The sequence below is a fragment of the Kitasatospora sp. NPDC029312 genome (assembly GCF_055569215.1).
In genome coordinates, this window is sequence record NZ_JBVHXY010000044.1 from 1 (window position 1) to 23,878 (window position 23,878).

The following is a 23,878-nucleotide window of genomic DNA, read 5'->3' on the forward strand; positions in this document are numbered from 1 at the left end:
GGGAGGGGGGAGAAAGGTATTACTTTGCTAGAGAAAAACACGCCATTCCCCAACAAGAGCGGGGCACCCCCCCACAGGGGGGGGGGGGGGAGCTCCCCCCCCCCCCCCCCCCCCCTCCTCAACCGCGCGCCCGCTCAGGTCACCCGCACCGGGCGGACCTCGACCAGGTCGCCGGGGGCCGCGGGCATGCGGCGGGCCCAGGCGACGGCGGTGGCCTCGTCGGGGACGTCGATGACCCAGAGGCCGCCGAGGTGTTCGTGGCCCTCCCGGTACGGGCCGTCGGAGACCGGGGTGTCCGGGCCCGGGACCACCAGGCGGGCGCTGCAACTGCGCCGCAGGCCGCCGCCGTACCGGACGGTGACGCCGGCCTCGTGCATCGCGCGGCCGAACCGTGCGTGGGCGGCGTCGAGTTCGGCCTCCTCGGCCGCGCTCAGTCCGTTCCAGACCCGCTCGTCGCCGTGAATGAGCAGGGTGTATTCCATGGTTCTCAGTTCTCCGTTCGCACCGGCCGGTCGGTGCGCGGAGGCCCGTCGCAGCGACGGACCTCCACCCGACCCGATTCGCTGACCGGCAGTTTCGCCGCCCAGCGCAGCGCCTCCTCCTCGGAGGGCACGTCGATGATCCAGAGGCCGCCGACCTCCAGCACGCCATCCGCCGCCCGGGCCTCGCTCTCGGCGGCCGCCGGCCGGGCCAGCCGGGCGCCGTAGGCGATCCGCACCCCGGCCCCGGCCAGCTCCCGGCCGAAGGCGCGGTTGGCGGTGAACCGGGCCTCGCGCTCCTCGGGCGTCATGCGGTCCCAGTCGGTCTCCTGGCCGAAGACGAGCAGTGCGTACTCCATGTCCCCTCCCCGAAATGTCCCCTCCCCGAAGCGGAGGTCGCCTCACATCTGCCGGTGCGCCAGGCGGGCGAACAGCCCGTCGCGGTCGGCCAGCAGTTCCTCGTAGCGGCCCTGCTGCACCACCCGGCCCTGGTCCATCACGATGATCCGGTCGGCCTCGGCGACGGTCGACAGCCGGTGGGCGATCACCACCCGGGTGGCGTTGAGCCGGCGGGTGGATTCGGTGACCAGCCGCTGGGTGGGGTTGTCCAGCGCACTCGTCGCCTCGTCGAAGAAGACGATGCGGGGCCGGGAGACCAGCGCGCGGGCGATCATCAGGCGTTGCCGCTGGCCGCCGCTGAGGGTGCTGGTGCCTTCGGAGAGCACGGTGTTCATACCCATCGGCATGGCCGCGATGTCCTTGTCGATGCCGGCCATCTCGGCGGCGGCCCAGGCGTCGTCCAGGGTGTGGTTGGTGGAGCCGACGATGTTGGCCTTGATGTCGCCGGCCAGCAGCGCGCCGTTCTGGAGGACCACGCCGCACTGGCGCCGTACCGCCGAGACCTCGAGTTCGCCGAGGTCCTGGCCGTCGTAGAGGACGGTGCCGCTCTCCGGCCGTTCGAAGCCGAGCAGCAGGCGCAGCACGGTGGACTTGCCGCTGCCGGAGGGGCCGACGATGGCCACGAACTCACCGGGTTCGATGCTGAGCGTGACGTCCTGCAGCGCCGCCGGCCCGTCCTCGCCGTAGCGGAAGGTGACGTGGCTGAGGCCGAGGCGGCCGGAGAGGTCGCCCGGGTCCGCCTTGCTGTCGTCGACCTCGGGCTTCTCCTCGAGGATCGGCCGCAGCCGCTCCAGCATCGGCACCACGCCGAGTGCGGTGACCGCGGCGGAGGTGAACTGCAGGCTGGAGGCGATGAGCAGGTTGAAGGCGGTGAAGAAGGAGAGGAAGACGGGGATCGGCACGGCGCCGTCCAGCGGGCCGGCGATGACGCCGAAGATCACCACCGAGCAGACCAGCGGGAAGCCCGCGTTGAAGGTGGTGACGGCGTTCTGGATCCGGCGCGAGGAGGCGGCGAGGCCGCGCCCTTTGCCGAGTTCGGCGGCCCACACCCCGAACACCCGGTCCTCGGCCGCGGTGACCCGCAACTTGGGGACGGCGGTGAGCAGTTGGAAGACCCGCGCGGACATGGTCTGCTCGTGCGCGTACAGCTTGCGCTGCCAGCGGATCTCCAGCCGCCCGGCGGCCAGGCCGACGCCGACGCCGACCAGCACCAGCAGGGTGGCGAGGCCGGCCAGCCGCAGGTCGTAGAAGAAGACCAGCACCAGGTTGGCCAGACCGGTGAGCAGCCCGAGGGTCGCCGTGGTCATCATCCCGGAGAGGGTCTCCTGGGCGGCGCTGACGCCGAGCACCGTGGTGCCGAGCTCCCCGGTGGAGTAGTTGGCGAAGAACGGCGCGGGCAGGGACAGCAGCCTGGTCCAGACGCCGACCTGCATCGCGGCGGTGGAGCGGCTCTCGATCCGCAGCACCGCGATGTTCTGCACGATGGACAGGGCGGCCACGGCCATCGCGGAGCCGATCACCACCAGTGCGCCTTCGGTGATCAGGTTGCGCTCGGCGTGGGCGACGAAGGTGCCGAGCACCTCGCCGGTCATCACCGGGACGAGCAGGCCGATCAGCGCGACCAGGGCGGCCATGCCGGTGAACATCCACAGGTCCTGCCGGTTGTTGCGCAGGCCGAAGCGGAGCAGCCCGCCGACGGAGCGGACGGTCGCCGGCAGCGGCCGGTACAGCACGGTGGCCTTGTTCTGCAGCTCGGCGGCCAGCTTCGGGGTCAGCGGGGTGACCTTGCCGCCCTCGGCGAGGACGTAGCCGTTGCCCAGCGGGAGCAGGGCGACGGGGGCGCCGGCCTTGCGGTAGCCGACCATCGCGCCGAGGTCGTTGCGCCACCAGGCGCCGTCCAGCCGGACGGCCCGGGTGCGGACGTTGGAGGCGAGCGCGATGGCCTGGAGCCGGTCCAGCCGCCGGTCGTGGCCGGTGCCGTGGACCGGGGCGGTGACGGTGAAGCCCTCGTGCGCGGCGACCAGCCGGGCGGCGGCGAGGGTCGGCTCGTCGCCGGTGGCGTCGCCGATCCGCAGCCGGGAGGCGGTGTCGCGCAGGATGGTCTCGAAGCCGCGCGCGGAATGGGCGAGGGTCCCGGCGTCGCGCTCGCGCCGGGTGGTGATGAGGTCGGTCTCGGTGCTGCGGCGGGCTTCGATCCGGCGGTCGACGGCGTCCAGCAGCCGTCCGCAGTGGGCGGCGAGGCGTTCCCAGAGGCCGCCCTCGTCGAGCAGTGAGCGGGGGGAGCGGGCCCGGACGACCGCTGGTCCGGCCGCGACCAGCCAGTCCCGTTCGGTCAGGCAGATCTCGGCGCCTTCGGTGAGTTCGCCCGCCGAGCCCTCGGGGGCCTCGACGGTGCCCTCCTCGATCCGCACCCACTGGAGGCCGTCCACCGAGCGCAGCGCCTGGCCGCGCTTGAGGGCGGTCGGCCCAGCGGGGTCGAGCGGGGTGAACTCGCGCGGCGGCAGGGTGTCGCGCAGGGCGCCGGCGAGCGCGGTGAGGCCTCGGCCGAGCCCGGCCAGGAACTGGTCGGCGGCGAGCTGTTGTTCGCTCTCGGGCAGGGCCCGGACGGCCGCGCCGGCCGCGGTGCCGCACTCCCGGCCGCGGGCGGACAGGCCCTCGACCCAGGAGGTGGCGAGGTAGGACAGCTCGGCGCCGAGCACCGGGCGGGCGACGATGCCGCGCCACGGCCCGGCGGCCGCGCCGGGCACCAGGGTGCCCGCCTCGATCCGGCAGAGGAAGTGCCAACGGCCTTGCGGTGCACCGGCGTCGAGCCGGACGGCGAACAGGTCGACGGCGCCCGAGCGGACCAGCAGCATCCGCCCGGGGTCGTCCAGCACGAGGTAGCGGTCGGTGAGCGGCTCGACCGGCTCGGCCGCCTCGGTGAAGAACGGTGAGAAGACTTCCACGGTCAGGCTCACAGTTCGTCCTCCTCCTCGCGGCGCGCCGACTCGATGAGCGCGGTGTAGTGGCCGCCGAGCGCCAACAGCTCTTCGTGGGTGCCGCGTTCGACGATGTCGCCTTCGTGCAGCACGATGATCTCGTCGGCGTCGCGGACGGTGGAGAGGCGGTGCGCGATGATCAGGCAGGCGCAGCCGCGGCGGCGCAGGTTGTCCATGATCACGCGCTCGGTCTCCGGGTCGAGCGCGCTGGTGGCCTCGTCCAGCACCAGCAGGGTCGGCTCGGTGGCCAACGCCCTGGCCAGCTCCAGGCGTTGGCGCTGGCCGCCGCTGAAGTTGCGGCCGCCCTCCAGGACCGGGCTGTGGATGCCGCCGGGGCGGGTCATCACGGTGTCGAAGACGGCGGCGTCGCGCAGCGCGGCGGTGACGGCCTCGTCCGGCACGTCGTCGTTCCAGAGTGTCAGGTTGTCCCGGACGGTGCCCTCGAACAGTGAGATGTCCTGGTCCACGTAGGCGAGGGAGGCGGCCAGCACCGTGCGGGAGATCTCCTCGCGCGGGCGCCCGTCCAGCAGGATCCGGCCCGACCACGGCGTGTAGAGGCCGGTGAGCAGCCGGCCCAGGGTGGACTTGCCGCTGCCGGAGCCGCCGACGACGGCGATCCGGCGGCCGGGGACGACGGTGAGGCTGAGGTCCTTGATGATCGGCTCGGAGAGCGGGCTGTAGCCGAAGCGGACGCTCTCGAACTCCAGGTTGCCGTCCAGCTTGGGCCCGGCCGGCGGCTCGGGCTTGGCGAAGGCGGCGGCCACCGGGTAGCGCTCGACGTCGTACAGCCGCTTGATGTCGGCGGTGACGTCCTGGAGCCGGCCGCCCAGGTTGGTGAGCTGGGTGACGGGGCGGCTGAGCGCGGCCAGCAGGGTCTGGAAGGAGACCAGGATGCCGACGCTCATCGCGCCGTCGACCACCCGCTGGCCGCCGACCAGCAGGATCAGCCCGCTGTTGAGCGCGGCCAGCATCGGCGGCACGACGGTGAGCACGGCGCTGGGGATGCCCAGCTTCTGCTTGGCGGTGACGACCTTGGCCAGGAAGCCGGCCCAGCGGCTGAACGCGTCCTGCTCGGCGCCGGTGGCCTTGACGGTCTCGATCAGCGCGAGCGTGGTGAAGGTGGTCGCGGTGAGGTTGCCGCGGTCGGTGCGCAGTGCGGCGACGGCGTCGGTGCGGGCCCGGGCGACGGCCTGCAGCACGACCACGTTGAGCAGGGCCATGCCGACGCCGACCACGCCGAGCAGGATGTCGTAGCGGATCAGCACGGCCGCGTAGAACAGCACCAGGCCGAGGTTGATCACGGTGAGCGCGAGGTCGCGGGAGAGGATCTCGGCGACGACGTCGTTGCCGGACACCCGCTTGGCCACCTCGGCCGGGCGGCGCTGGAGGAAGAAGTCGACCGGCAGCCGCAGCAGGTGCCGGAAGAAGCGGGCGGAGCTGACCAGCCCCATCCGGATCTCGATCCGCAGCAGGTAGTGCCGTTGGACGGAGGTCAGGACGAACACCACCACGGCGGTGGCGGCCATGGCGGCCAGCAGCGGGAGGAGGTATCCGCTCCCGCTGCCGGCCAGGACCCGGTCGATGAACACCCGGGTGTACGCGGGGATGGCGATGCCGGGCAGCACCAGCAGCAGGCTGGCGAGCAGCACCAGCGGCATGGCGCGCCCGGTGGGCAGCCGGCGCTCCAGCAGGGCGCGGCCGATGCCGCCGCGGTCGCCGCCGGTCCGGAAGTCGGGGCCCTTCTCGAAGGAGAGCACGATGCCGGTGAAGCCGGAGTCGAACTCGTCCCACTCCATCAGGCGCGGGCCGCTGGCCGGGTCGTTGACCGCGACGACGGTGCGGCCGTACCGGGTGCGGATGCCCTCGACCACCATGAAGTGCTGGAAGGCCCAGAAGATGATCACCGGGCCGTCGAGGTCGCGGAGGTTCTCGGCCTCGGTCTGGTAGCCGCGCGCCTTCAGCCCGTACGTCCGGGCTGCGCCCAGCAGGGTGGAGGCGCGGGCGCCGTCGCGGGAGACGCCGCAGACGCCGCGCAGGTCCTCCAGCGGCACCCAACGGCCGTGGTAGGCGAGGATCATGGCGAGGCTGGCGGCGCCGCACTCCACCGACTCCATCTGCAGGACGGTGGGAACGACGTGCCGCCAGCGCCGCGGCGCGGCCGCCCGGGTGGGGCGGCCGCGGCGGCGCTTGTTCTTGGCCGGTCCGGCTTCCGGAGCGGTCTTCGGAGCGGTCTCCGGGATCGTGGCTGTCATCGGAGCCCCCCTCAGCGGCCGAGGATCAGGTTGAACGGCGTCTGCTTGCCCACGTTGATCGTGGCGGTGACGGCGACCTGGGTGCCGAGCGGGTTCGGCGGGCCGCTCTGCGAGGTCCAGGAGTAGCCGGTCGGGGTGTTCGGGTCGGGCGTCAGCTCGACGACGACCAGCCGGGGCGCGTCCTTGCCGAGGAAGCGCTGGGCGGCGAGCTCGCCGCCGACCAGGCCGGAGACGGCCTCCTTGGTGAGCGCGTACGGGCTGACCGAGCTGACGGTGCCGCGCAGCAGGCCGAAGGCGCCGGCCGGGGTGGTGGACACGTTGAGGTCCACCTGGTCGCCGGGCTCCAGCCCGACGGTGCGGGTCGCGGGCACGAAGACCATCGCGACCACGCCTTCCTGGGGGTCGTCGATCCGCTCGACCGAGACCACCGGCGAGCCGGGGGCGACCACCTGGCCGTCGGTGACCGACAGGCCGACCACCCGCCCGCCGAAGGGGCTGGTGATCTCCCGGCTGTGGCCCTCGGCGTCCTCCACCCGGGCCACCGACTGGCCCTGCTTGACCTGGTCGGAGGGCTTGGCCAGCACGGTGCGCACCATCCCGCCGTACGGGCTCTGGATCATCGCGGTGCCGTGCGGGCGGGTCAGCAGCCCGGGGGCGTCCACGGTGATCGGGATCGTCCCGGCGAAGGTCCACAGCAGCGCCGCCGCCATGGTGATCATCACGACGAACAGGGCGATCCAGCCCCGCGGCGCGGCGAGCAGGGTGGGCGAGTCGAGCTCGTCCGGCTCGCGCATCCGCTGCAGGGCCTTGAAACGGAACTTCATCGTCTGGCTTCTCTCCGTGGGACGCCGACGTCCTGGCGCAGCGTCGGGGGACGGCTGCCGATGACCAGCTCACCGACGGTGCCCTCGGTGAAGTAGTCGAGGCCGCTGGCCGCGGCGAAGTCGGCCGCGTCGCCGCCGCCGAGGCCGCAGACCGCGAGGTCCATGGCGGTGCCGACGAGGTAGAGGGTCTGGTAGAGCGCGCCGACGTGCTTGAGGATCAGCGGGTAGGCGACCGTCTCGTACTTCCACATCACCCGGCCGAAGCGCGCGGTGACCAGCAGCACCACCTGGGGGTCGGCCGGCATCAGGCTGGACTCGCGGGCGTGCTTCACCAGTTGGGCGGTCGCCGGGCCGGGCGCGCTGACCAGCTCCAGTTCGTGCCGGTCGGTCGCGTAGTGCCACAGGCCCGGCTCCAGCCCGGCGCAGGAGGTCACCAGCGGGTACACCTCCAGCTCGTGCACCGCGCCGCCGCTCGGGTACGGCCGGTCGGCCAGCTCCTGGCCGTCGCCGCCGGTGAAGGTCTGCCGCCGGCGCACGCTGCGGTAGAGCAGCTCGCCGAGCTGCGCCAGCGTGATCGGCGCCTGCTCGTCGTGGTCGCGCACCGAGCGGCGCTGCTCCAGCACCTCGGTGAACGGCCGGTCGGCGCGGGCGAGTTCGTCCAGGTCGGGGACGGGAAGGGCGACCTTCGGGCCCGGGAAGGGCGCCGGGGAGGCCGGCTCGGGGGCGAAGCGGTCGCCGAACCGGTAGGTGCCGCCGTACCCGGCGACGGTGCTCGGCCGGCGGGTGCGGGAGTGGAAGGCCAGGTCGGCCGCCTGCCACTGGGCGAAGCGCTGCTCCTCGGCCTCCGGCTCGGCGCCGGGCGCGCCGTACGCCAGCAGCCCGGCCGCGGCGAACAGCCGCAGGGTCTGCCGGACGGCGTCCAGCGGCAGGCCGCCGGGCAGTTGGGCGAGCGCGGCGGGGCTGGTCCAGCCGGCCAGCGCGGCCAGCAGGCCGGCCGCCCGGGTGGTCAGCTGAACGGCCAGCGGGCTGCCGGGGGCGCGCACCAGCAGGGCGCCGTCCTCGACCGCGGCGGAGGCGAAGCGGGACAGCTTCACCTGCCCGGTCGGGTCCGGGGTGGGCCCCGGTTCGGCGGCACCCCGGCCGACCGGCCGCAGCCGGGCCAGCGGCTCGTCCGCGGTGCCGGTCACCAGATGGACGGAGTGCTCCAGCAGCCCGGCCATCCCGAGCCGGCGGCGGGTCAGCTGCCAGCGCAGCAGTCCGGCGTCGCCGTCCCGGGCCGCGACCAGGGCGGCCAGCTCCTCCTCGGTCTGCTCCCCGGCGGCCAGCGCGGCGACGGCTTCCAGGGCGCCGGGTGCGAGGTCGGGCAGGTTCAGCGCGCCGACCGGCGCGGTCAGCCGGACGGCCTTGGGGCCGAGCGGGGCGAACGCGCCGTCGGGGCGCAGCCGCAGCCGGCGCACCGTGCGGGCGGCCGCGGCCAGGTGGATCCCGTCGGGGCCGGTGGTCCCGACGGTCCCGGCGCTCGCGACGGTTCGGGTGGTCTCGGTGGTCTCGGTGGTCATGGCGTCAGCACCCGGCCGTTCTAGAAGAAGACGTTCTTCGGGTTGAGCTGCTCCTCGGTGTGCGGAGCGGCGAGGCGGCCCATGCGCACCGGCACGTCGTACAGCCGGCCCGGGGCCAGCCGGCGCCAGAAGTGGCGCATGCCGGGGGCGATCACCTTGACCACGGCGAGGTCGAGGTCGGGGCGGCTCTGGTCGAGCACGATCACCTCGACGCCGGCCCTGGCGGCGCGCTCGACGCAGTCCCGGACGTGCCCGGCCAGGTCGTCACCGCTCAGCGGGTCGAAGTCGGCGAGGGTGCTGGCGGGCTGCGCGCGGTCGGGCAGCAGCCAGGGCTCCCCGGCGACCGTCGCCGTCCGGCACCACTCCAGGGTCTCCAGGTCGTCGGTGCGGTAGAGGGTGTTGCCGTTCTCGTCGCGGCGGTCCACGAACGGGAGGAACTGGTTGACCTCGGTGAGCGCGCGGATCGCGGCGATCCTCGGGTCCGGGTGGGCGCCGAAGCCGACCATGATGTCCTCGACCTCGTGCTTGCGCCGGGACACGGCGGCGAACACCGGCACGCCGAGGTCGGAGGTGAGGTCCAGTACCCACAGCTCGCGGTCCACCGAGGCGTAGAAGGCGCGCATGGTGTCCACGTACGGGTCGTTCAGCGAGTCGAGGTCGAACTCGGGCTGGGCGAGCCGGTTGTACCACCACAGGGCGACCGCGTCGCGCTCGACGACCTCGCAGAAGCCCTGGAGGATCGCCTCCTCCAGCGTGTTGCCGCTGGCGCAGCCGTTGGAGTCGCCGACGCAGTAGAAGTGCTGCTGGAGGTCCGGGTGGCCGTACCAGGCGTAGCCGGAGGGGACGAGCCGCTCCTCGTCGTGGGTGAGCGACCAGGCGCGCGACCAGTCCAGCTCGGCGTCGACCGGGAAGGGGTCGGGCACCAGGTGCAGCCGGTGCTTGGGGTCGGCGTTCCACTCGGCGCGGCCGGCGAACTGGGCCTCGGAGAACTGCAGCAGGGCGTCCATGTGGACGGCCACGGCCGGGTCGAGGTCGCGGTAGGCGGCGCGGACGACGGGCTCCTCGCCGCGCCAGACGGCCGAGTAGCGTTCGATGGCCTCGCAGATCGCGCTGACCTTGGCCTGGATCTCGGAGCGGCCCTTGCCGCCGCTCTGGCCGCGCATGTTGCGGCGCAGCAGGTCCATGTTGTCGTTGACCATGGCGAAGTTGTGGCCGGCGGTGAAGCTGTACGTGATGCCGTTGCCGGTGTCCTCGTGCGCGCCGAGGCGGGTGATGGCGCCCAGGTGCGGGCTGATGTGGTGCTTCAGCCGGTCGTAGGTGAACTGCGGGGCCTGGACGCGGTAGCCGCCGTCGGTGGTGTGCCGGGCGGGGCTGGGCTGCAGCACGACCTTGGGGCTGCGCTCGGTGAGCAGTGCCGGGTCCCCGCAGCTGGGGCACTGGGGCTGGCGGACCAGGGTGTGCTCGGCCGTCTGCAGGGTGTTGAGGTCGAGGCTGACCATGGTGCCGGACAGCGCGGAGCAGCAGCCGTCGGCCAGGATGCGGGCGGTCTCGGTGGCCAGCAGCTGGGCGGCCATCGCCGGGCCGGCCGGGATCGCGGCGCGCATCGGGTGCAGCGGCACGGTCTCGCCGCGCTTGCCGGCCAGGTAGCGCTCGACCTGGCGGTTGCCGCTGACGCGCTGGGCGAGGCAGGTCCAGCAGCCGGTCTCGCCGGGGCGCAGCAGCGGGCCGAGCCAGGGGGAGGTGCCGGTGGGCTTGGCGAGCAGCCAGGGGCGGCCGTCGGCGAGCCGGGCGGTGTTCAGCCGCTCCAGGGCGGGGGCCAGGTAGTCGTCGGTCAGCGCGATCACCAGGGTGTCCGGGCCGGCGGCGACCGCCGCGTCCTCGGTGACGGCGCGGGCCCGCAGGCCGGTGCCGGTCAGTGCGTCGACCAGCGGGGCGGCCTCGGCGGCGCCGAGGGCCAGTACCAGCAGCTCGGTGGCCCGGGCGGCCTCGAGGGCGACGGCCGGGTCGACGCCCTGGGCGTCCCAGTAGGCGAGCACGTGGTCGGGCAGGTCGGGCCGGCCCTCGGCGAGGTGCCCGGCCGCCTCGTAGCGGCGCAGGGCGGTCAGCGCCTGGCCGAGCGGGACCTCGGTGCCCAGTTCCTGGAGGATCTCGGCGACGGTGCGCCGTCCGTCCAGGAAGGGCAGGAGGCGCACCGCGGCGGCTCCCGGGACGAGGTAGTCCTGCCCCTCTCCGAGCAGGAAGACCTTTTCGCCCACCGTCTCGGTGAGGAAATGGGCCTTGAGCCGCGGACGCTCCATAAGTCATCCCCCTGAGTTCACAAGTTCGTTGCAGATATTCGAACACGGCGTCAAAAGGAATGTACATACTGCATATGCGGCAGGGCGGCGGAGTTACGCATCGCGCGGAATTGCGTATTCCGGGCCGTCGGTACGTAGGGCCGTACGTATTCACCCCGAGCGTTGACAGGTGGGTCGGGAGGGCGATACTGGTGTGTCCGCGCGCAGGTGACGACGGGGGGTTGCGGTGCCGACTGGAGTTTTGCTGCACCGGGAAACGGAGCTGGCCGAGCTGGCCCGGGCGGTGGCCGGTGCGGCGGCCGGCCGGGCTGCGGTCGTGCTGGTCAGGGGCTCGCGGGGGATCGGGAAGAGTGCGTTGCTGCGCGCCGCGCTGGCCCGGATACCGGGCGAGGCGGTGGTGCTGCGGGCCCGATGTCACGACAACGAGCGGGACTTTCCGTACGGCGTGGTGCGCCAGCTCTTCGACCCCTTCATGCGCATGACAAACGACCGGGCGGGCGCCCCGCAATTCCCCGGGGAATCGCCCGACGAATTCCTCGCCGAAGCCCTCCCGGCGGACGCCGAAAACGCCGGCAACGGGCGCGAAAGGGTCCTGAACAACCTTTTCCACGCGGCCCGTTCACTCACCTCCCGGACCCCGGTGGTGATGGCCGTGGACGATCTCCACCTGGCCGACGAGGAGTCCCGGCAGTGGTTCTCCTACCTCGCCCGCCGGCTCGACGGCCTGCCCGTCGTCCTGCTCGCCACCACCGCCGACGAGGCCGACGACCCACTGGCCGCCGAACTCGGCGCCCTTGGACACGCCCGCACCCTCACCCCCGGCCCGCTGTGCGACAGCTGCGTGGCCGAACGGGTCGCCGAGGAGTTCGACGCGCCGGTCGACCCGGAACTGGCCGCCGTCTGCCACGACCTCTCCCGCGGGAACCCGCTGGTGCTCGAGGAACTGACCGCCCGCCTGGTCGCCGCCCGGATCTCGGCCGGCTCCCCCGACCTCGCCACCGTGCTGCGGATCGGCGCCGGCACCCTCGCCGACACCACCCTCAGCTGGCTGCGGCGCAGCCACCCCGGGGCCGCCGAACTGCTCACCGGGCTCGCCGTCCTCGGCGCCGACGCCGACCTCGCCACCGCCGCCCTGCTCACCGGCCAGGGCGAACTGCTCGCCGACGACGCGCGCGAGGCGCTGCGCCGCACCGACCTGATCGAACCCGGGCCGCCCGAGACCTTCCGCCACGAACTGGTCCGCACCGCCGTCCTCGCCCGCACCGACCCGCGGGTCCTGGTCGCCCTGCACGAGCGGGCCGCCGCGCTGCTGGTCCGGCTCGGCGCCCCGGCCGCCCGCACCGCCGAACACCTGATGTCCTCCGGCACCACCGGCCTGGACTGGGCCGTCCCGGTGCTGCGCACCGCCGCCAAGGACGCCGCCGCCGACGGCCACTGGGACGACGCCGCCCGCTACCTCCAGCGCGCCCTCGCCGACGCCGCCGACCCGGCGCTGGTCCGCTCGCTCACCGGGCAGCTCGGCGCCGTCGAACTCCACCGCGACGTGGCCGCCGCCGCCCGCTGCGCCGCCGGACTCGCGGAGGCCGCCGACCCGCTCGAACGGGCCCGGCTGCTGCGGCCGTTCGCCGGCCCGGTGCTCGCGCTCAGCGCGGCCGGCGCCGCCGTCCCCTTCGCCGAGGCCGCCGGGGCCGTCGCGGCCACCCCCGCAGCCCCCGCCGACCTGCTGCTGCCGCTCGCCGCCCAGACCCTGCTGACCGGCCGGCGCACCGCCCTGCGGCCCGCGCTCGCCGCGCTGCGCGGCAACGCCGCGGAACCCGCCGCTCCCGCCATGCTCGGAGCCCTCGCCGCCCTGGCCGCCGCCGGGGGCCTGCCCCGCGCGGCGGTACGGCTGGCGGCGCGCTGCGTGCGCCGGGTCTCGCCCGCCGAAGCCGGGCCGGACGTCCTCGGCGCCGCGATGGCCTACGCCTGGACCGGACGGCTGGACGAGGCGGCCGCCTGGGCCGGCCGCGCCGTCCGCTCCGCCCAGCGCTGGAACCACCGCGGCGAACTCGCCCTCGCCCTGCTGGCCCGCTCCGACATCGCCCACCGCCAGGGCCGGCTGGACGCCGCGCTGGCCGACGCCGAGCTGGCCGCCGAACTGGCCCGGCAGGTCCGGGCCGAGGAACTGGCCGGGGCCGCCACGGCCCTGGTGGTGCGGGCCCGGCTGCGCCGCGGCCTGCCGGCGGACTCCGCCGGACCGGTGGTCGCCGACCTGGCCGCGGTCGACCTGCCCGCCGAGGCCCACCCGCTGCTGCGCGCGGTCGTGCTGGAGGCCCGCGGACTGGTCGCCGCCCACCGCGGCGACCACCAGCAGGCGCTGCGGCTCTTCCTGGAATGCGGGCACCAGCTGGCCGCCCGGGGCGTCGCCAACCCGGCCTGCGTGCCCTGGCGCGCCCACGCGGCGCAGGCCTACCAGGCGCTCGGCGAGCACGCCGCCGCCCGGACCATCGCCGCCGACCCGCTGCCCGGCGGCGACGCCCGGCCGCGCCCGGCCGAGGAACGCACCGGGCCGGCCATCGGCACCCGGGACGCCGGGCCGGTCCGGCTGACCCCGAGCGAGCGCCGGGTCACCGAACTGGTGCTGCAGGGCCTGAGCAACCTGGAGGTCGCCGAACGGCTCTGCCTCAGCAAGCGCACCGTGGACACCCACCTGGGGCGGATCTACCGCAAGCTGGCGATCAAGGGCAGACCCGAACTCGGCGCCGCCGTCAAGGCGCTGTGAACGCGGCGGCCACGTGGACACACCGTCCCTGTGGACATAGCGTCCCTGTGAACGCAGCGCCCCGGCGAACGCGGCGCCTACGCGGGCAGCACGCCGAACTCCGCGCCCCACGGGTCGCGCAGCACCGGCGGCTGCTCCCGGCCGGGCCGGATCAGCCGGGCGCCCAGGTCCACCGCCCGGCGGACGGCGTCCACCGGGTCGGCCGCGCCGAAGTGCGGCAGCCAGAGCGGACGGCCCTGGTCGCTCACCACCACCCGGGCGTGGGTGACACCGTCCAGCTCGAACCCGCCGTCCGGGGCGATCCGGTAGCCGAACAGGGCGCCGTAGAAGGACTCGGCGCGCGAGGCGTCCGGCACCCGCAGCTCATGGCCGCAGATCGCGCCCGGCTCGTCGGCCAGCACCACCCCCTCGGCCCGGCGGCCCTCCCAGAAGCCCACCGTGACCTCCGACGGGTCGACGGCGAGGAACAGCCGCCCGTTGTCCCCGGCGGGCACCGGCGGCATCACCACCCGCCCGCCCAGCAGCCCGACCTGCGCGCAGCTGTGGTCCGCGTCCTTCGTCGCCAGGTAGACGTTCCAGGAGGCCTGCGGCGGCAGCCCCGCCGGGGCGGCGCCGAAGCCGCCGATGACCTCCCCGCGCAGCACCGCCAGCTGGTAGTCCGGCGACTCGGTGACGAACTCCCAGCCCAGCAGCGCCGAGTAGAACTCCCGGCTTCCGCTCAGATCGGGAGTGATGCAGTCAGCCCAGCACGGTGCGCCGATGGCATAGCGGGTACGTCGAGGCACGACTCGTCCTTCTCCTTGGTCATTGCGTGATCGATCAGACCCGCCGCCTCCTCCGCCCCGCTCACGCCGGGCAGGTACAGGCAATGGGTCGGCGCCCCGGAGAGCAGCCCGGCGGACCCGGCCGGCCAGGTCTGGGCAGTGAACTCCCATCGTGCCAGCCGGACTTCCTCGTCGGCACTGCGACACAGCCGGACCAGCGCCGGCGGGGCGAGCCGGGCGCGCACCGGCACCGTCGGGCCGAGGCACTCCGGCCGCACCTGCAGCACCTCGCCGCCGGCCGGCGAGGTGACGGTGCGCCACATCCCCTCCGGCAGGCCGGCGCCGCGCAGCCGGGCGGCGGCCGGGCCGCGCGCCTCCAGCGGGGCGAGGTAGGGCAGTGCGTGCCCGGTGCGGCGGTCCAGGACCAGCAGCCGTCCGGAGACGAACTCCCAGGAGCGCTGCGCCAAGGCGGCGCCCACGTTGGCCTGTTCCGCGTACGGACCGCCGATCAGCGCGACGGTGGCACCGCCCTTCGCCAGCACCACCGCCCGGGCCAGGCAGAACCGGTCCTGCAGGGCCGCGAACGGCGGTACCGCCGGGGGCACGTTGCCCCAGCCCCGAAAGGCCCGGCGCAGCAATGGCGTGCCGTCGCTGCGCCGCACCAGGAAATCGCCGGGCGCGTCCTTCCCCGGGGTGGGCGAGAATTCCACCCGCAGTTGGTCGGGGTCCCGGGAAATCCCGGTGAGGTGCGGCCCGAATTGGAACGAGATCTCGTCTCGGTCGGCCTGGACGAGGGCGATCTCGATGCCGAAGAAGTCCAGCACAATCGGCTCGATAACCGGCACTGTCGCTCCTGACAGGTTTGTTGCACATTCAAATTGTGGGGCGGTCCGGAGTTCCCCCGGCCGCAGCCGGCCGGGTGGGGACTGCGGCCCCGGTGCCGCCGTCACCGCCCGGCGGGACTGCCCGGCGGCCGGCGGCGGTGAGGCGGCGGCAGGTGCCGTCGCGGTGAGCGACGGTCAGCCCCAGCGCCAGTCGGCCGGAGTGGCCGCTCCGGCCAGCATGAGCAGCTGCGACTCGCGGAGCTGGTTGGAGAGGTTGCCGGCGAAGTGGTGCACCGCACCGGGGACCGAGACGGTGGCGCCGGCGGAGGGCGCGGAGCCCGACGCGGCGTGCGCGGACCCGGCCAGGACGCCACAGGCGACGGCCAGCGCGGCCGCGGCGGTACAGGTGAACTTACGGCAGGAAAGCAGCATGACATCCCCCAGGACATGTGTTTCGGAAGCAGGTGCCGGCCATTTCCACGACCTCGTCGGTCGACCGTCGGTGATGACGGTGCGTGGTCATCGGCGGGCCCGGCGGGGGAGCTCGCGGCTCCCCGACAACGGAAAGTCTGGAGGACGCCGAGAGGTATCGGAAGGTGTTCGGGGCGGCAGGAAGATCGCCGTGGCACCTTGGTGCCATTACCTTCCCGTGACCTCGTTTGTGGCGAGCCTCTCCGGCGGCCGTAAACGGAGCGTCACCGCGGTTGTCTCGACCACCCCACCCTGGCATGATCGGGCCCGGACTTGTCCGCCGAAGTGCGGGAATCGGGACACGCTGCGGGGGGTGCTGCGCCGATGATGCGGGGGATCGACGACTCCGCGCAGGCGGTCTACCGGTTGATGCTGACCGATCATCAACTGCCTGCGCATGGGCTGGCCGAGAAGCTCGGCCTGACCGAGCAGCAGGTCCGCGCGGCCCTGGACCAGCTCGCCGACCTCCGCCTGCTCCGCCCCACCGAGGAGGTCCCCGGCGAACCGCCCGGCGGCCTGCGGCCGGTGGATCCGAGGGTCGGACTACCCGCCCTGTTGCGGTACTACGAATCGGTCCAGCAGCAGGCCCAACTGGAATTCGAGCAGCGCCAGGCCGAGATCACCAGCATGCTCGCCCAGTTCCGCGACGAGTCGGCGAACGAGGACGCCCGGCTGGAGCGGCTGATCGGGATGGCCACCGTGCAGGCGCGGATGGAGGAGCTGGTCGGCTCGGTCCGCGACGAACTGCTCACCTTCAGCCCCGGCGGCGCCCAGTCCGCCGCCTCCCTCCAAGCCAGCCGACCCGACAACGAGGCGCTGCTCGCCCGGGGCGTGACCATGCGCACCGTCTACCTGGACTCGGTCCGCAAGGACCGGGCCACCGTCCAGCACGCCGAGTGGCTGACCGGGCTGGGCTGCGAGGTGCGGACGGTGCCCGCGCTGCCGCTGCGGATGCTGGTCATCGACCGGCGGGTGGCACTGGTCCCGATCGACCCGGCGAACACCCTCAAGGGCGCGGTCCAGATCTCCTCCCCGGGCGTCCTCACCGCCCTGGTGTCCCTGTTCGAGCAGACCTGGGCCGACGCGACGCCCTTCGGCGCCCCGCGCGAGCGTGACGAGCAGGGCCTCACCCGCCAGGAACAGGAACTCCTCCGCCTGCTCGGCCAGGGCTACACCGACGAGGCGGCCGGCAAGCACCTGGGTCTCTCCCTGCGCACCGCCCGCCGCATGATGGCCGACCTGATGGACCGCCTCGGCGCCCGCAGCCGCTTCGAGGCCGGCCTGCTGGCCGGACGCCGCGGCTGGCTGTAGGGCGCATCCGACGATTCCTGGTACCGGCGGAAGGCCCGCGCACCCTCCGTGACGGCCGTCCCCGCCACGGTGGACGCCTGGCTGCCCCGGGGACCAACGAATCGGGCGGTTTCGGGCGTTATGTCGGGCAACCCCCTGCGGCCCCGGGACCGTAGGTGTACCTGAGGGCCGTGATCGCCTTCGCTCTCCATATGATCGGAAGCCACGATGGTCGGTCTCTACCGACCTTCGTACGTGCAACCCGGGAGAGGCCTCGTCCGTCTCTTCTGTGTGCGGTGCGCCAGATCGTCCGGGGCGTCGCTTCCGTCGGTGAAAGGTACGCGCATGTCAGGTCGGAGGGGCGAGAGCCCGGCTCGGGGCGAGGACGTGCCCACGACGGAAGACGCGACGGGCACGGTGCCCGGGCCCCGCAGCGGCGGCCGGGCGGAGGCCCGCCGGGCCGCGCAGGGCAAGGGCGGCGGCCGGGCGGACGCCCGGGACGGCGGCGCCGCCACCACCGGCGGACGGGCGGCGGCGCGCAAGAACGCCAAGCCCAAGAAGAACGTGAAGAAGATCGTCGCCTGGTCGGCGGCCGGCGTGCTGGTGCTGATCGCGGGCACCGGCGGCGCGATCTACTTCAAGCTGAACGCCAACATCAAGTCCTTCGACGCGGATGCGATCGCCGCCGACCGCCCCCCGGAGTCCAAGGCCGACGCGGACGGCAACAAGCCGGTCAACCTGCTGCTCATCGGCTCCGACAGCCGGGGCGGCAACAACTCCGACCTCGGCGGCGGCGAGGACGGCGGCGCCCGCTCGGACACCACGATCCTGCTGCACGTCTACGCCGACCACAAGCACGCCGTGGGCATCTCGATCCCGCGCAACGCGGTGGTCCAGATACCGTCCTGCAAGCTGCCCAACGGCAAGTGGACCAAGGGCGGCAACGACCTGTTCAACGCCGCCTTCTCGGTCGGCGGCAGCGACAACGGCAACCCGGCCTGCACCCAGAACACGGTGGAGAAGCTCACCGGGATCCGGGTCGACCACACCATCGTGGTCGACTTCAACGGCTTCGCCGCCATGACCAAGGCCGTCAACGGCGTCGACGTCTGCCTGCCGAAGCCGATCTACGAGGGCGACATCAACCCCAACCTGAAGAAGAAGGGCGACCTCGTCCTCCCGCAGGGCAAACAGACCGTGGACGGCCAGAAGGCGCTCGACTACGTCCGGCTGCGGCACGGCATCGGCGACGGCTCCGACATCGGCCGGATGAAGCGCCAGCAGGCCTTCATGAGTTCGCTCGCCACCAAGATGAAGAAGGACGGGCTGAACCCCACCAACCTGCTGCCGCTGGCCGACGCCGCGACCAAGTCGCTGACCGTCGACCCGGGGCTGAACTCCGCGGACAAGCTGCTCTCCTTCGGCCTGTCGCTGAAGAACATCGACATGCACGACCTCAAGTTCGTCACCGTGCCCTGGCGCTACCGCACCCAGGACGCCAACATCGACCTGGTCCAGCCGGACTCCAACAAGCTCTGGGAGACCCTCAAGGCCGACCAGACCATCGACGGCCAGAACGCCACCGGCCAGCAGCCCGACGCCCCCGCCAGCCCGAGCGCCGCGCCGTCGCAGGCCGCGCCCGGCACCCCGCCCGCCTCGGCCGGGGACCCCGCCAACTCCGCGATCAAGGTGGCGGTCTACAACGGCACCGTCGTCAACGGCCTGGCCGGAAAGGCGACCGAGCAGCTCAAGGGCGCCAAGTTCACCGCCAGCACGGCGGGCCAGGCGGCGAGCACCAAGTACAAGACCACCACGATCGAGTACAGCTCCAGCCTGAAGGCGAACGCCGAGAAGGTCGCCGCCCTGTTCCCGGGCGCCAGCCTGGAGCCGAGCGGCGCGCGCGGCATCTCGGTGATCGTCGGCCAGGACTTCGCGGCGGCCATGGGCCTCGGAACCGGCGCCACCGGCGGGTCGGCCTCCGCCGCCACCCCCGGCACCCCGACGCCCCCGCAGCCGCTGCCGACCACTGTCACCAACGACGCCCGCTCGGCGGACGACGACATCTGCGCGAACACCACCTACGGCAGCGGCGGCTGACCCCCGCCACCGGACGGCACGGGGACGGCCCCCGGGCCGACCGCCCGCCGGGGCGCGTCGGCCCGGGGGCCGTGCCATGGTGGCCCTGGGGCCCGTGCCCCGGTGGGGGCCCCGCGGCACCGAAGACGCTGTCCGAAAGGCGGACCCCATGCCCGAGATCGCCATGCGGCTCGACATCGCCGCGCCCCGGGCCGTCGTGCTCGACGCGCTCGACACCCACGACGGGCTGACCGGCTGGTGGACCACCGCCGTGGACCGCGAGGGCGACGTCCTGCTCCTCGACTTCCCCGACGTCCCCGAGCCCTTCCGGCTGCGCCGCGAGCGGGCCGACCAGGACCGGGTGGTGTGGGCCAACGCCGGCGCCTTCCCGCCGCACTGGGCCGGCACCTGGATCAGCTGGGACCTCGCCGACCAGCCCGGCGCACCCGAGCGCACCCGGCTGCTGTTCCGGCACGGCGGCTGGCAGCCGGGCAGCGAGGAGGGCGTCCCGGCGGTGGCCGGCACCTGGGCGGAACTCCTCGTCCGGCTGAAGGACTACGCGCAGAGCGGCAAGGTGCAGCCGTACTTCGTCACCGCCAGGCGGCACGACGGCGAGTGAGCGCCCGGTGCCGCCCCGCAACCGGTCGCCCGCCAGGGTGCCGTCCGGTGGCGGATCCGCGACGGCGGACCGAAGGTGGGCGGTGTGACCCCGTCGTACGGCCGTCCGCGCGGACGGCTCCACCGGTCGGGCCGGGCCGCCGCCCGCCTGACGACCACAGCCGGCCACCACCGCCTCCGGGAGGCCCAGCAATGCCCGTAGTGACCGATCCGTACAAGCCCGGCACCCCGTGCTGGACCGATCTGATGGCGAGCGACCAGCAGGCCGCGCTCGACTTCTACCGCGACCTGTTCGGCTGGCAGGGCGAGGTCGGCCCGGCCGAGTTCGGCGGCTACGCCGTGTGCACGCTCAACGACCGGCCGGTCGCCGGGATCATGGGGCAGTCGGCGCCCGAGGGCCAGCCGGTGCCGCCCGTCGCCTGGACCACCCACATCGCCTCGGACGACGTCGACGCGGCCAAGGAGTCCATCGCCGCCGCCGGCGGCACGATCCTCTTCGACCCGGCGGACGTCGGCACGCTCGGCCGGATGCTGGTCGCCGCCGACCCGACCGGCGCGGTGTTCGGCGTCTGGCAGGCCATGGACTTCATCGGCGCGGGTGTGGTCAACGAGCCCGGCGCGCTGGTCTGGAACGAGCTCAACACCTCCGACACCGAGGCGGCCGGCCGCTTCTACCAGCCCGCTCTGGGGCTGCGCCCGGCCACGATCCAGGGCATGGACGGCTACTACTCGCTGAACGTCGCGGACCGCACGGTCGGCGGCATGCAGAAGATCCCCGGGTACCTGTCGGGCGACACGCCCTCGCACTGGATGACCTACTTCTCGGTGGATGACACCGACTCCGTGGTGGACGCCGTGGTCAAGGCGGGCGGCTCGGTCATCCAGCCGCCGTTCGACATGCAGTCCGGCCGGATGGCCGTGGTCCGGGACCCGCAGGGCGCCGCCTTCGCGGTGATCCAGGCGCCCGAGGCGCAGATGCCCGACTCGCCGTAGTGACGGCCGTGGCGACGACGGCCCGGAGCCGGGCCGACGGTACGGCAGCCGGACGCCGCCCTTCCCGCGACGCGCCGCCGGGAATGGGCGGTATCCCCCCGCGATCCGGGTAAGACTGCACCCATGCTGGGCCTACCGGACGACATCCGCGCATTCCTCTTCGACCTCGACGGGGTGCTCACCCAGACCGCAACGGTGCACGCCGCGGCCTGGAAGGACACCTTCGACGCCTTCCTGCGCGCCGAAGCCGCCCGCAGCGGCGGGCAGTTCGTCCCCTTCGACGCCGTCACCGACTACGACACCTACGTGGACGGCCGACCACGCCTGGACGGCACCCGGGCCTTCCTGCACAGCCGGGGCATCGACCTGCCCGAGGGGACGGCGGACGACCCGCCGAACGCCCGTACCGTGCAGGGGATCAGCCGGGCCAAGAACGACACCGTGCTGCGGCTGATCCGCGAGCGGGGCGTGCAGCCCTACGACGGCTCCGTCGCCTACGTGCACCGGCTTCGCGCGCTCGGGCTGCCCAGCGCGGTGGTCTCCTCCAGCGCCAACTGCCGGGACGTGCTGCGCTCGGCGGGCATCCTGGAGCTCTTCGACGTGATCGTGGACGGCGTGGTCGCCAAGGAGCAGGGCCTGCCGGGCAAGCCCGCCCCCGACACCTACCTGTTCGCGGCCCGGGAGCTCGGCGTCGACCCCGCGCACGCCGCCGTCTTCGAGGACGCGCTCGCCGGGGTCGCCTCCGGCCGGGCCGGCGGCTTCGGCGCGGTGGTCGGGGTCAACCGCACCGGCCAGGCCGACGAACTCCGCCGCGACGGCGCCACCGTGGTGGTGGACGACCTTTCCGAACTGCTGGGGGGCGGGGACGCATGAGTCCTGCGGACAACTTCACGATCGATCCCTGGCAGATCGCCGAACAAGGCCTGGACCTGGGCGGGCTGGCCCGCGCCGAGTCCGTCTTCGCCCTCTCCAACGGGCACATCGGCCTGCGCGCCAACCTGGACGAGGGCGAGCCGCACGGCCTGCCCGGCACCTACCTGAACGGTGTCTTCGAACTCCGCCCGCTGCCCTACGGCGAGGGCGGCTACGGCTACCCGGAGTCCAGCCAGAGCGTCATCAACGTCACCAACGGCAAGATCATCCGGCTGCTGGTCGACGACGAGCCCTTCGACCTGCGCTACGGCGAACTCATCAGCCACAAACGGTGGCTGGACTTCCGCGAGGGCATGCTGCACCGCGAGGCCGAGTGGTGCTCCCCGGCCGGGCGGACGATCCGGGTGCGCTCCTCCCGGCTCGTCTCGCTCACCCAGCGCGCCATCGCCGCCGTGGAGTACAGCGTCGAGGCGGTGGACGGGCCGGTGCGGATCGTGCTCCAGTCCGAGCTGGTCGCCAACGAGCAGCTGCCCGGCGGCCCCGAGGGGGACCCGCGCGCCGCCGCCGTACTGGAGGCGCCCCTCCAGGCCGAGGCGCACCACGCCAGCGGCACCAAGGCCGTGCTGGTGCACCGCACCCGCTTCAGCGGCATCCGGGTCGCGGCCGGGATGGACCACGTCATCGAGGGGCCGGAGCGGCTCGACACCGTCGCCGAGGCCGAGGCCGACCACTGCCGGATCAGCGTCACCACGGTGCTGGGGGCCGGGCAGCGGCTGCGGCTGGTCAAGTTCATGTCCTACGGCTGGTCCGCCACCCGCTCGCTGCCCGCCGTCCGGGACCAGGTGGAGGCCGCGCTGACCGCCGCCCGGTACACCGGCTGGGACGGCCTGGTCGCCGAACAGCTGGAGTTCCTCAAGGAGTTCTGGAACACCAGCGACATCGAGATCGAGGGCGACGTCGAACTCCAGCAGGCCGTCCGGTTCGCCGTCTTCCACGTGCTGCAGGCCGGCGCCCGCAGTGAGGAACGCGCCATCCCCGCCAAGGGGTTGACCGGCCCCGGCTACGACGGGCACAGCTTCTGGGACACCGAGACCTTCGTCCTGCCGGTGCTCACCTACTGCCTGCCCGGGGCCGTCAACCAGGCGCTGCGCTGGCGGCACACCACGCTGCCGCTCGCCCGTGACCGCGCCGCCCAACTCGGCCTCGCCGGAGCGGTGTTCCCCTGGCGCACGATCCGCGGCGAGGAGTGCTCCGGCTACTGGCCGGCCGGCACCGCCGCCTTCCACATCGGCGCGGACATCGCCGCCGCCGTCGCCCGGTACGTCCGGGCCACCGGGGACGCGGAGTTCGAGCGCGTCTACGGCCTGGAGATCCTGGTGGAGACCGCCCGGATGTGGCGCTCGCTCGGCCACCACGACGTCGCCGGGAAGTTCCGGATCGAGGGCGTCACCGGCCCCGACGAGTACAGCGCCGTCGCCGACAACAACGTGTTCACCAACCTGATGGCGCAGAGCAACCTGCGCGAGGCGGCCGAGGCCGCCGTCCGCCATCCGCGCGAGGCCGCCGCCCTCGGCGTCGACACCGAGGAGACCGCCGCCTGGCGCGACGCCGCCGCCGCGATGTACGTCCCCTACGACGAGGACCTCGGCGTCCACCCGCAGGCCGACGGCTTCACCCACCACCAGATCTGGGACTTCGAGAACACCCCGCCCGAGAACTACCCGCTGCTGCTGCACTACCCGTACTTCGACCTCTACCGCAAGCAGGTGGTCAAGCAGGCCGACCTGGTGCTCGCCATGCAGGTCCGCGGCGACGCCTTCACCGACGAGCAGAAGACCCGCAACTTCGCCTACTACGAGCGCCTCACCGTCCGCGACTCCTCGCTCTCCGCCTGCACCCAGGCCGTCATCGCCGCCGAGGTCGGCCAACTCGACCTCGCGTACGACTACACCGCCGAAGCCGCCCTGATGGACCTGCACGACCTCGGCGGCAACACCCGCGACGGCCTGCACATGGCCTCGCTCGCCGGGGCCTGCATCGCCCTGGTGGCCGGCTTCGGCGGCCTGCGCGATCACACCGAGACCCTCTCCTTCCGCCCCCGGCTGCCCCCCGGGCTGATGCGGCTCAGCTTCTCGCTGCTGGCGCGCGACAACCTGCTCGGCGTGCGGATCAGCCACGACGGGACGACCTACACGCTGCGCCGCGGCGAGGTGATGCACCTGTGGCACGACGGCGAACTGGTGCAGGTCAAGGCCGGCGCCCCGGTCACCCTGCCGACCACCGCCCCGCCCGCCCAGGAACGCTGCGCCCAGCCCCCCGGCCGGGAACCCGCCCGCCGCCAGCCGCAGGCGGGCCTGGCCGCCGGCAAGCTGGGGCAGACCGACCACCTGGCGGCGGAGTAGCCGCCCGGGCCGGTCGAG

The 23,878-nt window shown here is 73.6% G+C and carries 17 protein-coding genes; 7 read left to right on the forward strand and 10 right to left on the reverse strand.

The genetic code is table 11. The annotated features are described in order from the left end of the window. Positions 1 to 134 precede the first annotated feature (134 nt). Genes ACZ4WV_RS28530 through ACZ4WV_RS28560 form a run of 7 tightly spaced genes read right to left on the reverse strand, consistent with a single transcriptional unit; the run spans position 135 to position 10,788 of the window. A complete protein-coding gene (locus ACZ4WV_RS28530) occupies positions 135 to 482 on the reverse strand; it encodes a YciI family protein (protein WP_465751505.1) in 348 nt (115 codons plus the stop codon). A gap of 5 nt (positions 483 to 487) precedes the next feature. After that, positions 488 to 838: a YciI family protein gene (locus tag ACZ4WV_RS28535; RefSeq protein ID WP_465751506.1), complete on the reverse strand. Its 351-nt coding sequence runs from the start codon at positions 836 to 838 to the stop codon at positions 488 to 490. A gap of 42 nt (positions 839 to 880) precedes the next feature. Continuing rightward, the gene (locus tag ACZ4WV_RS28540) at positions 881 to 3,835 is read right to left on the reverse strand and encodes an NHLP bacteriocin export ABC transporter permease/ATPase subunit (RefSeq protein WP_465751507.1); all 2,955 of its coding nucleotides are present in this window, start codon (positions 3,833 to 3,835) and stop codon (positions 881 to 883) included. Beyond that, positions 3,832 to 6,108, reverse strand: coding sequence for an NHLP family bacteriocin export ABC transporter peptidase/permease/ATPase subunit (locus tag ACZ4WV_RS28545; RefSeq protein ID WP_465751508.1), 2,277 nt, complete (start codon positions 6,106 to 6,108; stop codon positions 3,832 to 3,834). Before ACZ4WV_RS28545 ends, ACZ4WV_RS28540 begins: the two co-directional genes overlap by 4 nt. An 11-nt stretch (positions 6,109 to 6,119) precedes the next feature. Then, complete coding sequence (locus ACZ4WV_RS28550) at positions 6,120 to 6,932, reverse strand: biotin/lipoyl-containing protein (RefSeq protein WP_465751509.1); 813 nt, start codon at positions 6,930 to 6,932, stop codon at positions 6,120 to 6,122. Further along, a complete protein-coding gene (locus ACZ4WV_RS28555) occupies positions 6,929 to 8,491 on the reverse strand; it encodes a SagB family peptide dehydrogenase (RefSeq protein ID WP_465751510.1) in 1,563 nt (520 codons plus the stop codon). Before ACZ4WV_RS28555 ends, ACZ4WV_RS28550 begins: the two co-directional genes overlap by 4 nt. 20 nt (positions 8,492 to 8,511) lie before the next feature. After that, positions 8,512 to 10,788, reverse strand: coding sequence for a TOMM precursor leader peptide-binding protein (locus ACZ4WV_RS28560; protein ID WP_465751511.1), 2,277 nt, complete (start codon positions 10,786 to 10,788; stop codon positions 8,512 to 8,514). Between the two features lie 226 nt (positions 10,789 to 11,014). Here ACZ4WV_RS28560 and ACZ4WV_RS28565 point away from each other — a divergent pair, with 226 nt between their 5' ends. Next, entirely contained in the window at positions 11,015 to 13,549 is a 2,535-nt protein-coding gene (locus tag ACZ4WV_RS28565; protein ID WP_465751512.1) for an AAA family ATPase, read from the forward strand. A gap of 77 nt (positions 13,550 to 13,626) precedes the next feature. Here ACZ4WV_RS28565 and ACZ4WV_RS28570 read toward each other — a convergent pair whose 3' ends face one another. The 3 genes from ACZ4WV_RS28570 to ACZ4WV_RS28580 all read right to left on the reverse strand — a co-directional run bounded on the left by ACZ4WV_RS28570 (position 13,627) and on the right by ACZ4WV_RS28580 (position 15,569). Beyond that, the gene (locus tag ACZ4WV_RS28570; protein WP_465751513.1) at positions 13,627 to 14,334 is read right to left on the reverse strand and encodes a VOC family protein; all 708 of its coding nucleotides are present in this window, start codon (positions 14,332 to 14,334) and stop codon (positions 13,627 to 13,629) included. Next, positions 14,268 to 15,137, reverse strand: a complete 870-nt coding sequence (locus tag ACZ4WV_RS28575; protein ID WP_465751514.1) for a hypothetical protein — start codon at positions 15,135 to 15,137, stop codon at positions 14,268 to 14,270. The genes ACZ4WV_RS28570 and ACZ4WV_RS28575 overlap by 67 nt, the downstream gene beginning before the upstream one ends. Before the next feature lie 195 nt (positions 15,138 to 15,332). Next, positions 15,333 to 15,569 (reverse strand): hypothetical protein, encoded by a 237-nt coding sequence (locus tag ACZ4WV_RS28580; protein ID WP_465751515.1) that lies wholly within the window; start codon positions 15,567 to 15,569, stop codon positions 15,333 to 15,335. A 363-nt stretch (positions 15,570 to 15,932) separates the two neighbouring features. On the opposite strand from ACZ4WV_RS28580, the gene ACZ4WV_RS28585 reads away from it, so the two are divergent. The 6 genes from ACZ4WV_RS28585 to ACZ4WV_RS28610 all read left to right on the forward strand — a co-directional run bounded on the left by ACZ4WV_RS28585 (position 15,933) and on the right by ACZ4WV_RS28610 (position 23,860). Next, positions 15,933 to 16,919, forward strand: a complete 987-nt coding sequence (locus ACZ4WV_RS28585; protein ID WP_465751516.1) for a helix-turn-helix transcriptional regulator — start codon at positions 15,933 to 15,935, stop codon at positions 16,917 to 16,919. 366 nt (positions 16,920 to 17,285) lie between these two features. Beyond that, entirely contained in the window at positions 17,286 to 18,995 is a 1,710-nt protein-coding gene (locus ACZ4WV_RS28590; RefSeq protein WP_465751517.1) for an LCP family protein, read from the forward strand. Positions 18,996 to 19,143: 148 nt separating this feature from the next. Then, on the forward strand, positions 19,144 to 19,593 hold the full coding sequence (locus ACZ4WV_RS28595) for an SRPBCC family protein (protein ID WP_465751518.1): 450 nt from the start codon (positions 19,144 to 19,146) through the stop codon (positions 19,591 to 19,593). Positions 19,594 to 19,784: 191 nt separating this feature from the next. Next, complete coding sequence (locus ACZ4WV_RS28600) at positions 19,785 to 20,585, forward strand: VOC family protein (RefSeq protein ID WP_465751519.1); 801 nt, start codon at positions 19,785 to 19,787, stop codon at positions 20,583 to 20,585. 123 nt (positions 20,586 to 20,708) lie between these two features. Then, positions 20,709 to 21,458 carry an HAD family hydrolase gene (locus tag ACZ4WV_RS28605; RefSeq protein ID WP_465751520.1) on the forward strand — a complete coding sequence of 250 codons (750 nt, stop codon included), beginning with the start codon at positions 20,709 to 20,711 and terminating at the stop codon, positions 21,456 to 21,458. Further along, positions 21,455 to 23,860 (forward strand): glycoside hydrolase family 65 protein, encoded by a 2,406-nt coding sequence (locus ACZ4WV_RS28610; RefSeq protein ID WP_465751521.1) that lies wholly within the window; start codon positions 21,455 to 21,457, stop codon positions 23,858 to 23,860. Before ACZ4WV_RS28605 ends, ACZ4WV_RS28610 begins: the two co-directional genes overlap by 4 nt. Positions 23,861 to 23,878 lie beyond the last annotated feature (18 nt).

What these genes read in the sequence shown, in the direction of transcription:
- ACZ4WV_RS28530 (WP_465751505.1), bottom strand. Translation starts at nt 482, where the DNA reads ATGGAATACACCCTGCTCATTCACGGCGACGAGCGGGTCTGGAACGGA.
- ACZ4WV_RS28535 (WP_465751506.1), bottom strand. Translation starts at nt 838, where the DNA reads ATGGAGTACGCACTGCTCGTCTTCGGCCAGGAGACCGACTGGGACCGC.
- ACZ4WV_RS28545 (WP_465751508.1), bottom strand. Translation starts at nt 6,108, where the DNA reads ATGACAGCCACGATCCCGGAGACCGCTCCGAAGACCGCTCCGGAAGCC.
- ACZ4WV_RS28550 (WP_465751509.1), bottom strand. Translation starts at nt 6,932, where the DNA reads ATGAAGTTCCGTTTCAAGGCCCTGCAGCGGATGCGCGAGCCGGACGAG.
- ACZ4WV_RS28555 (WP_465751510.1), bottom strand. Translation starts at nt 8,491, where the DNA reads ATGACCACCGAGACCACCGAGACCACCCGAACCGTCGCGAGCGCCGGG.
- ACZ4WV_RS28560 (WP_465751511.1), bottom strand. Translation starts at nt 10,788, where the DNA reads ATGGAGCGTCCGCGGCTCAAGGCCCATTTCCTCACCGAGACGGTGGGC.
- ACZ4WV_RS28580 (WP_465751515.1), bottom strand. Translation starts at nt 15,569, where the DNA reads ATGCTGCTTTCCTGCCGTAAGTTCACCTGTACCGCCGCGGCCGCGCTG.
- ACZ4WV_RS28585 (WP_465751516.1), top strand. Translation starts at nt 15,933, where the DNA reads ATGATGCGGGGGATCGACGACTCCGCGCAGGCGGTCTACCGGTTGATG.
- ACZ4WV_RS28595 (WP_465751518.1), top strand. Translation starts at nt 19,144, where the DNA reads ATGCCCGAGATCGCCATGCGGCTCGACATCGCCGCGCCCCGGGCCGTC.
- ACZ4WV_RS28600 (WP_465751519.1), top strand. Translation starts at nt 19,785, where the DNA reads ATGCCCGTAGTGACCGATCCGTACAAGCCCGGCACCCCGTGCTGGACC.
- ACZ4WV_RS28605 (WP_465751520.1), top strand. Translation starts at nt 20,709, where the DNA reads ATGCTGGGCCTACCGGACGACATCCGCGCATTCCTCTTCGACCTCGAC.
- ACZ4WV_RS28610 (WP_465751521.1), top strand. Translation starts at nt 21,455, where the DNA reads ATGAGTCCTGCGGACAACTTCACGATCGATCCCTGGCAGATCGCCGAA.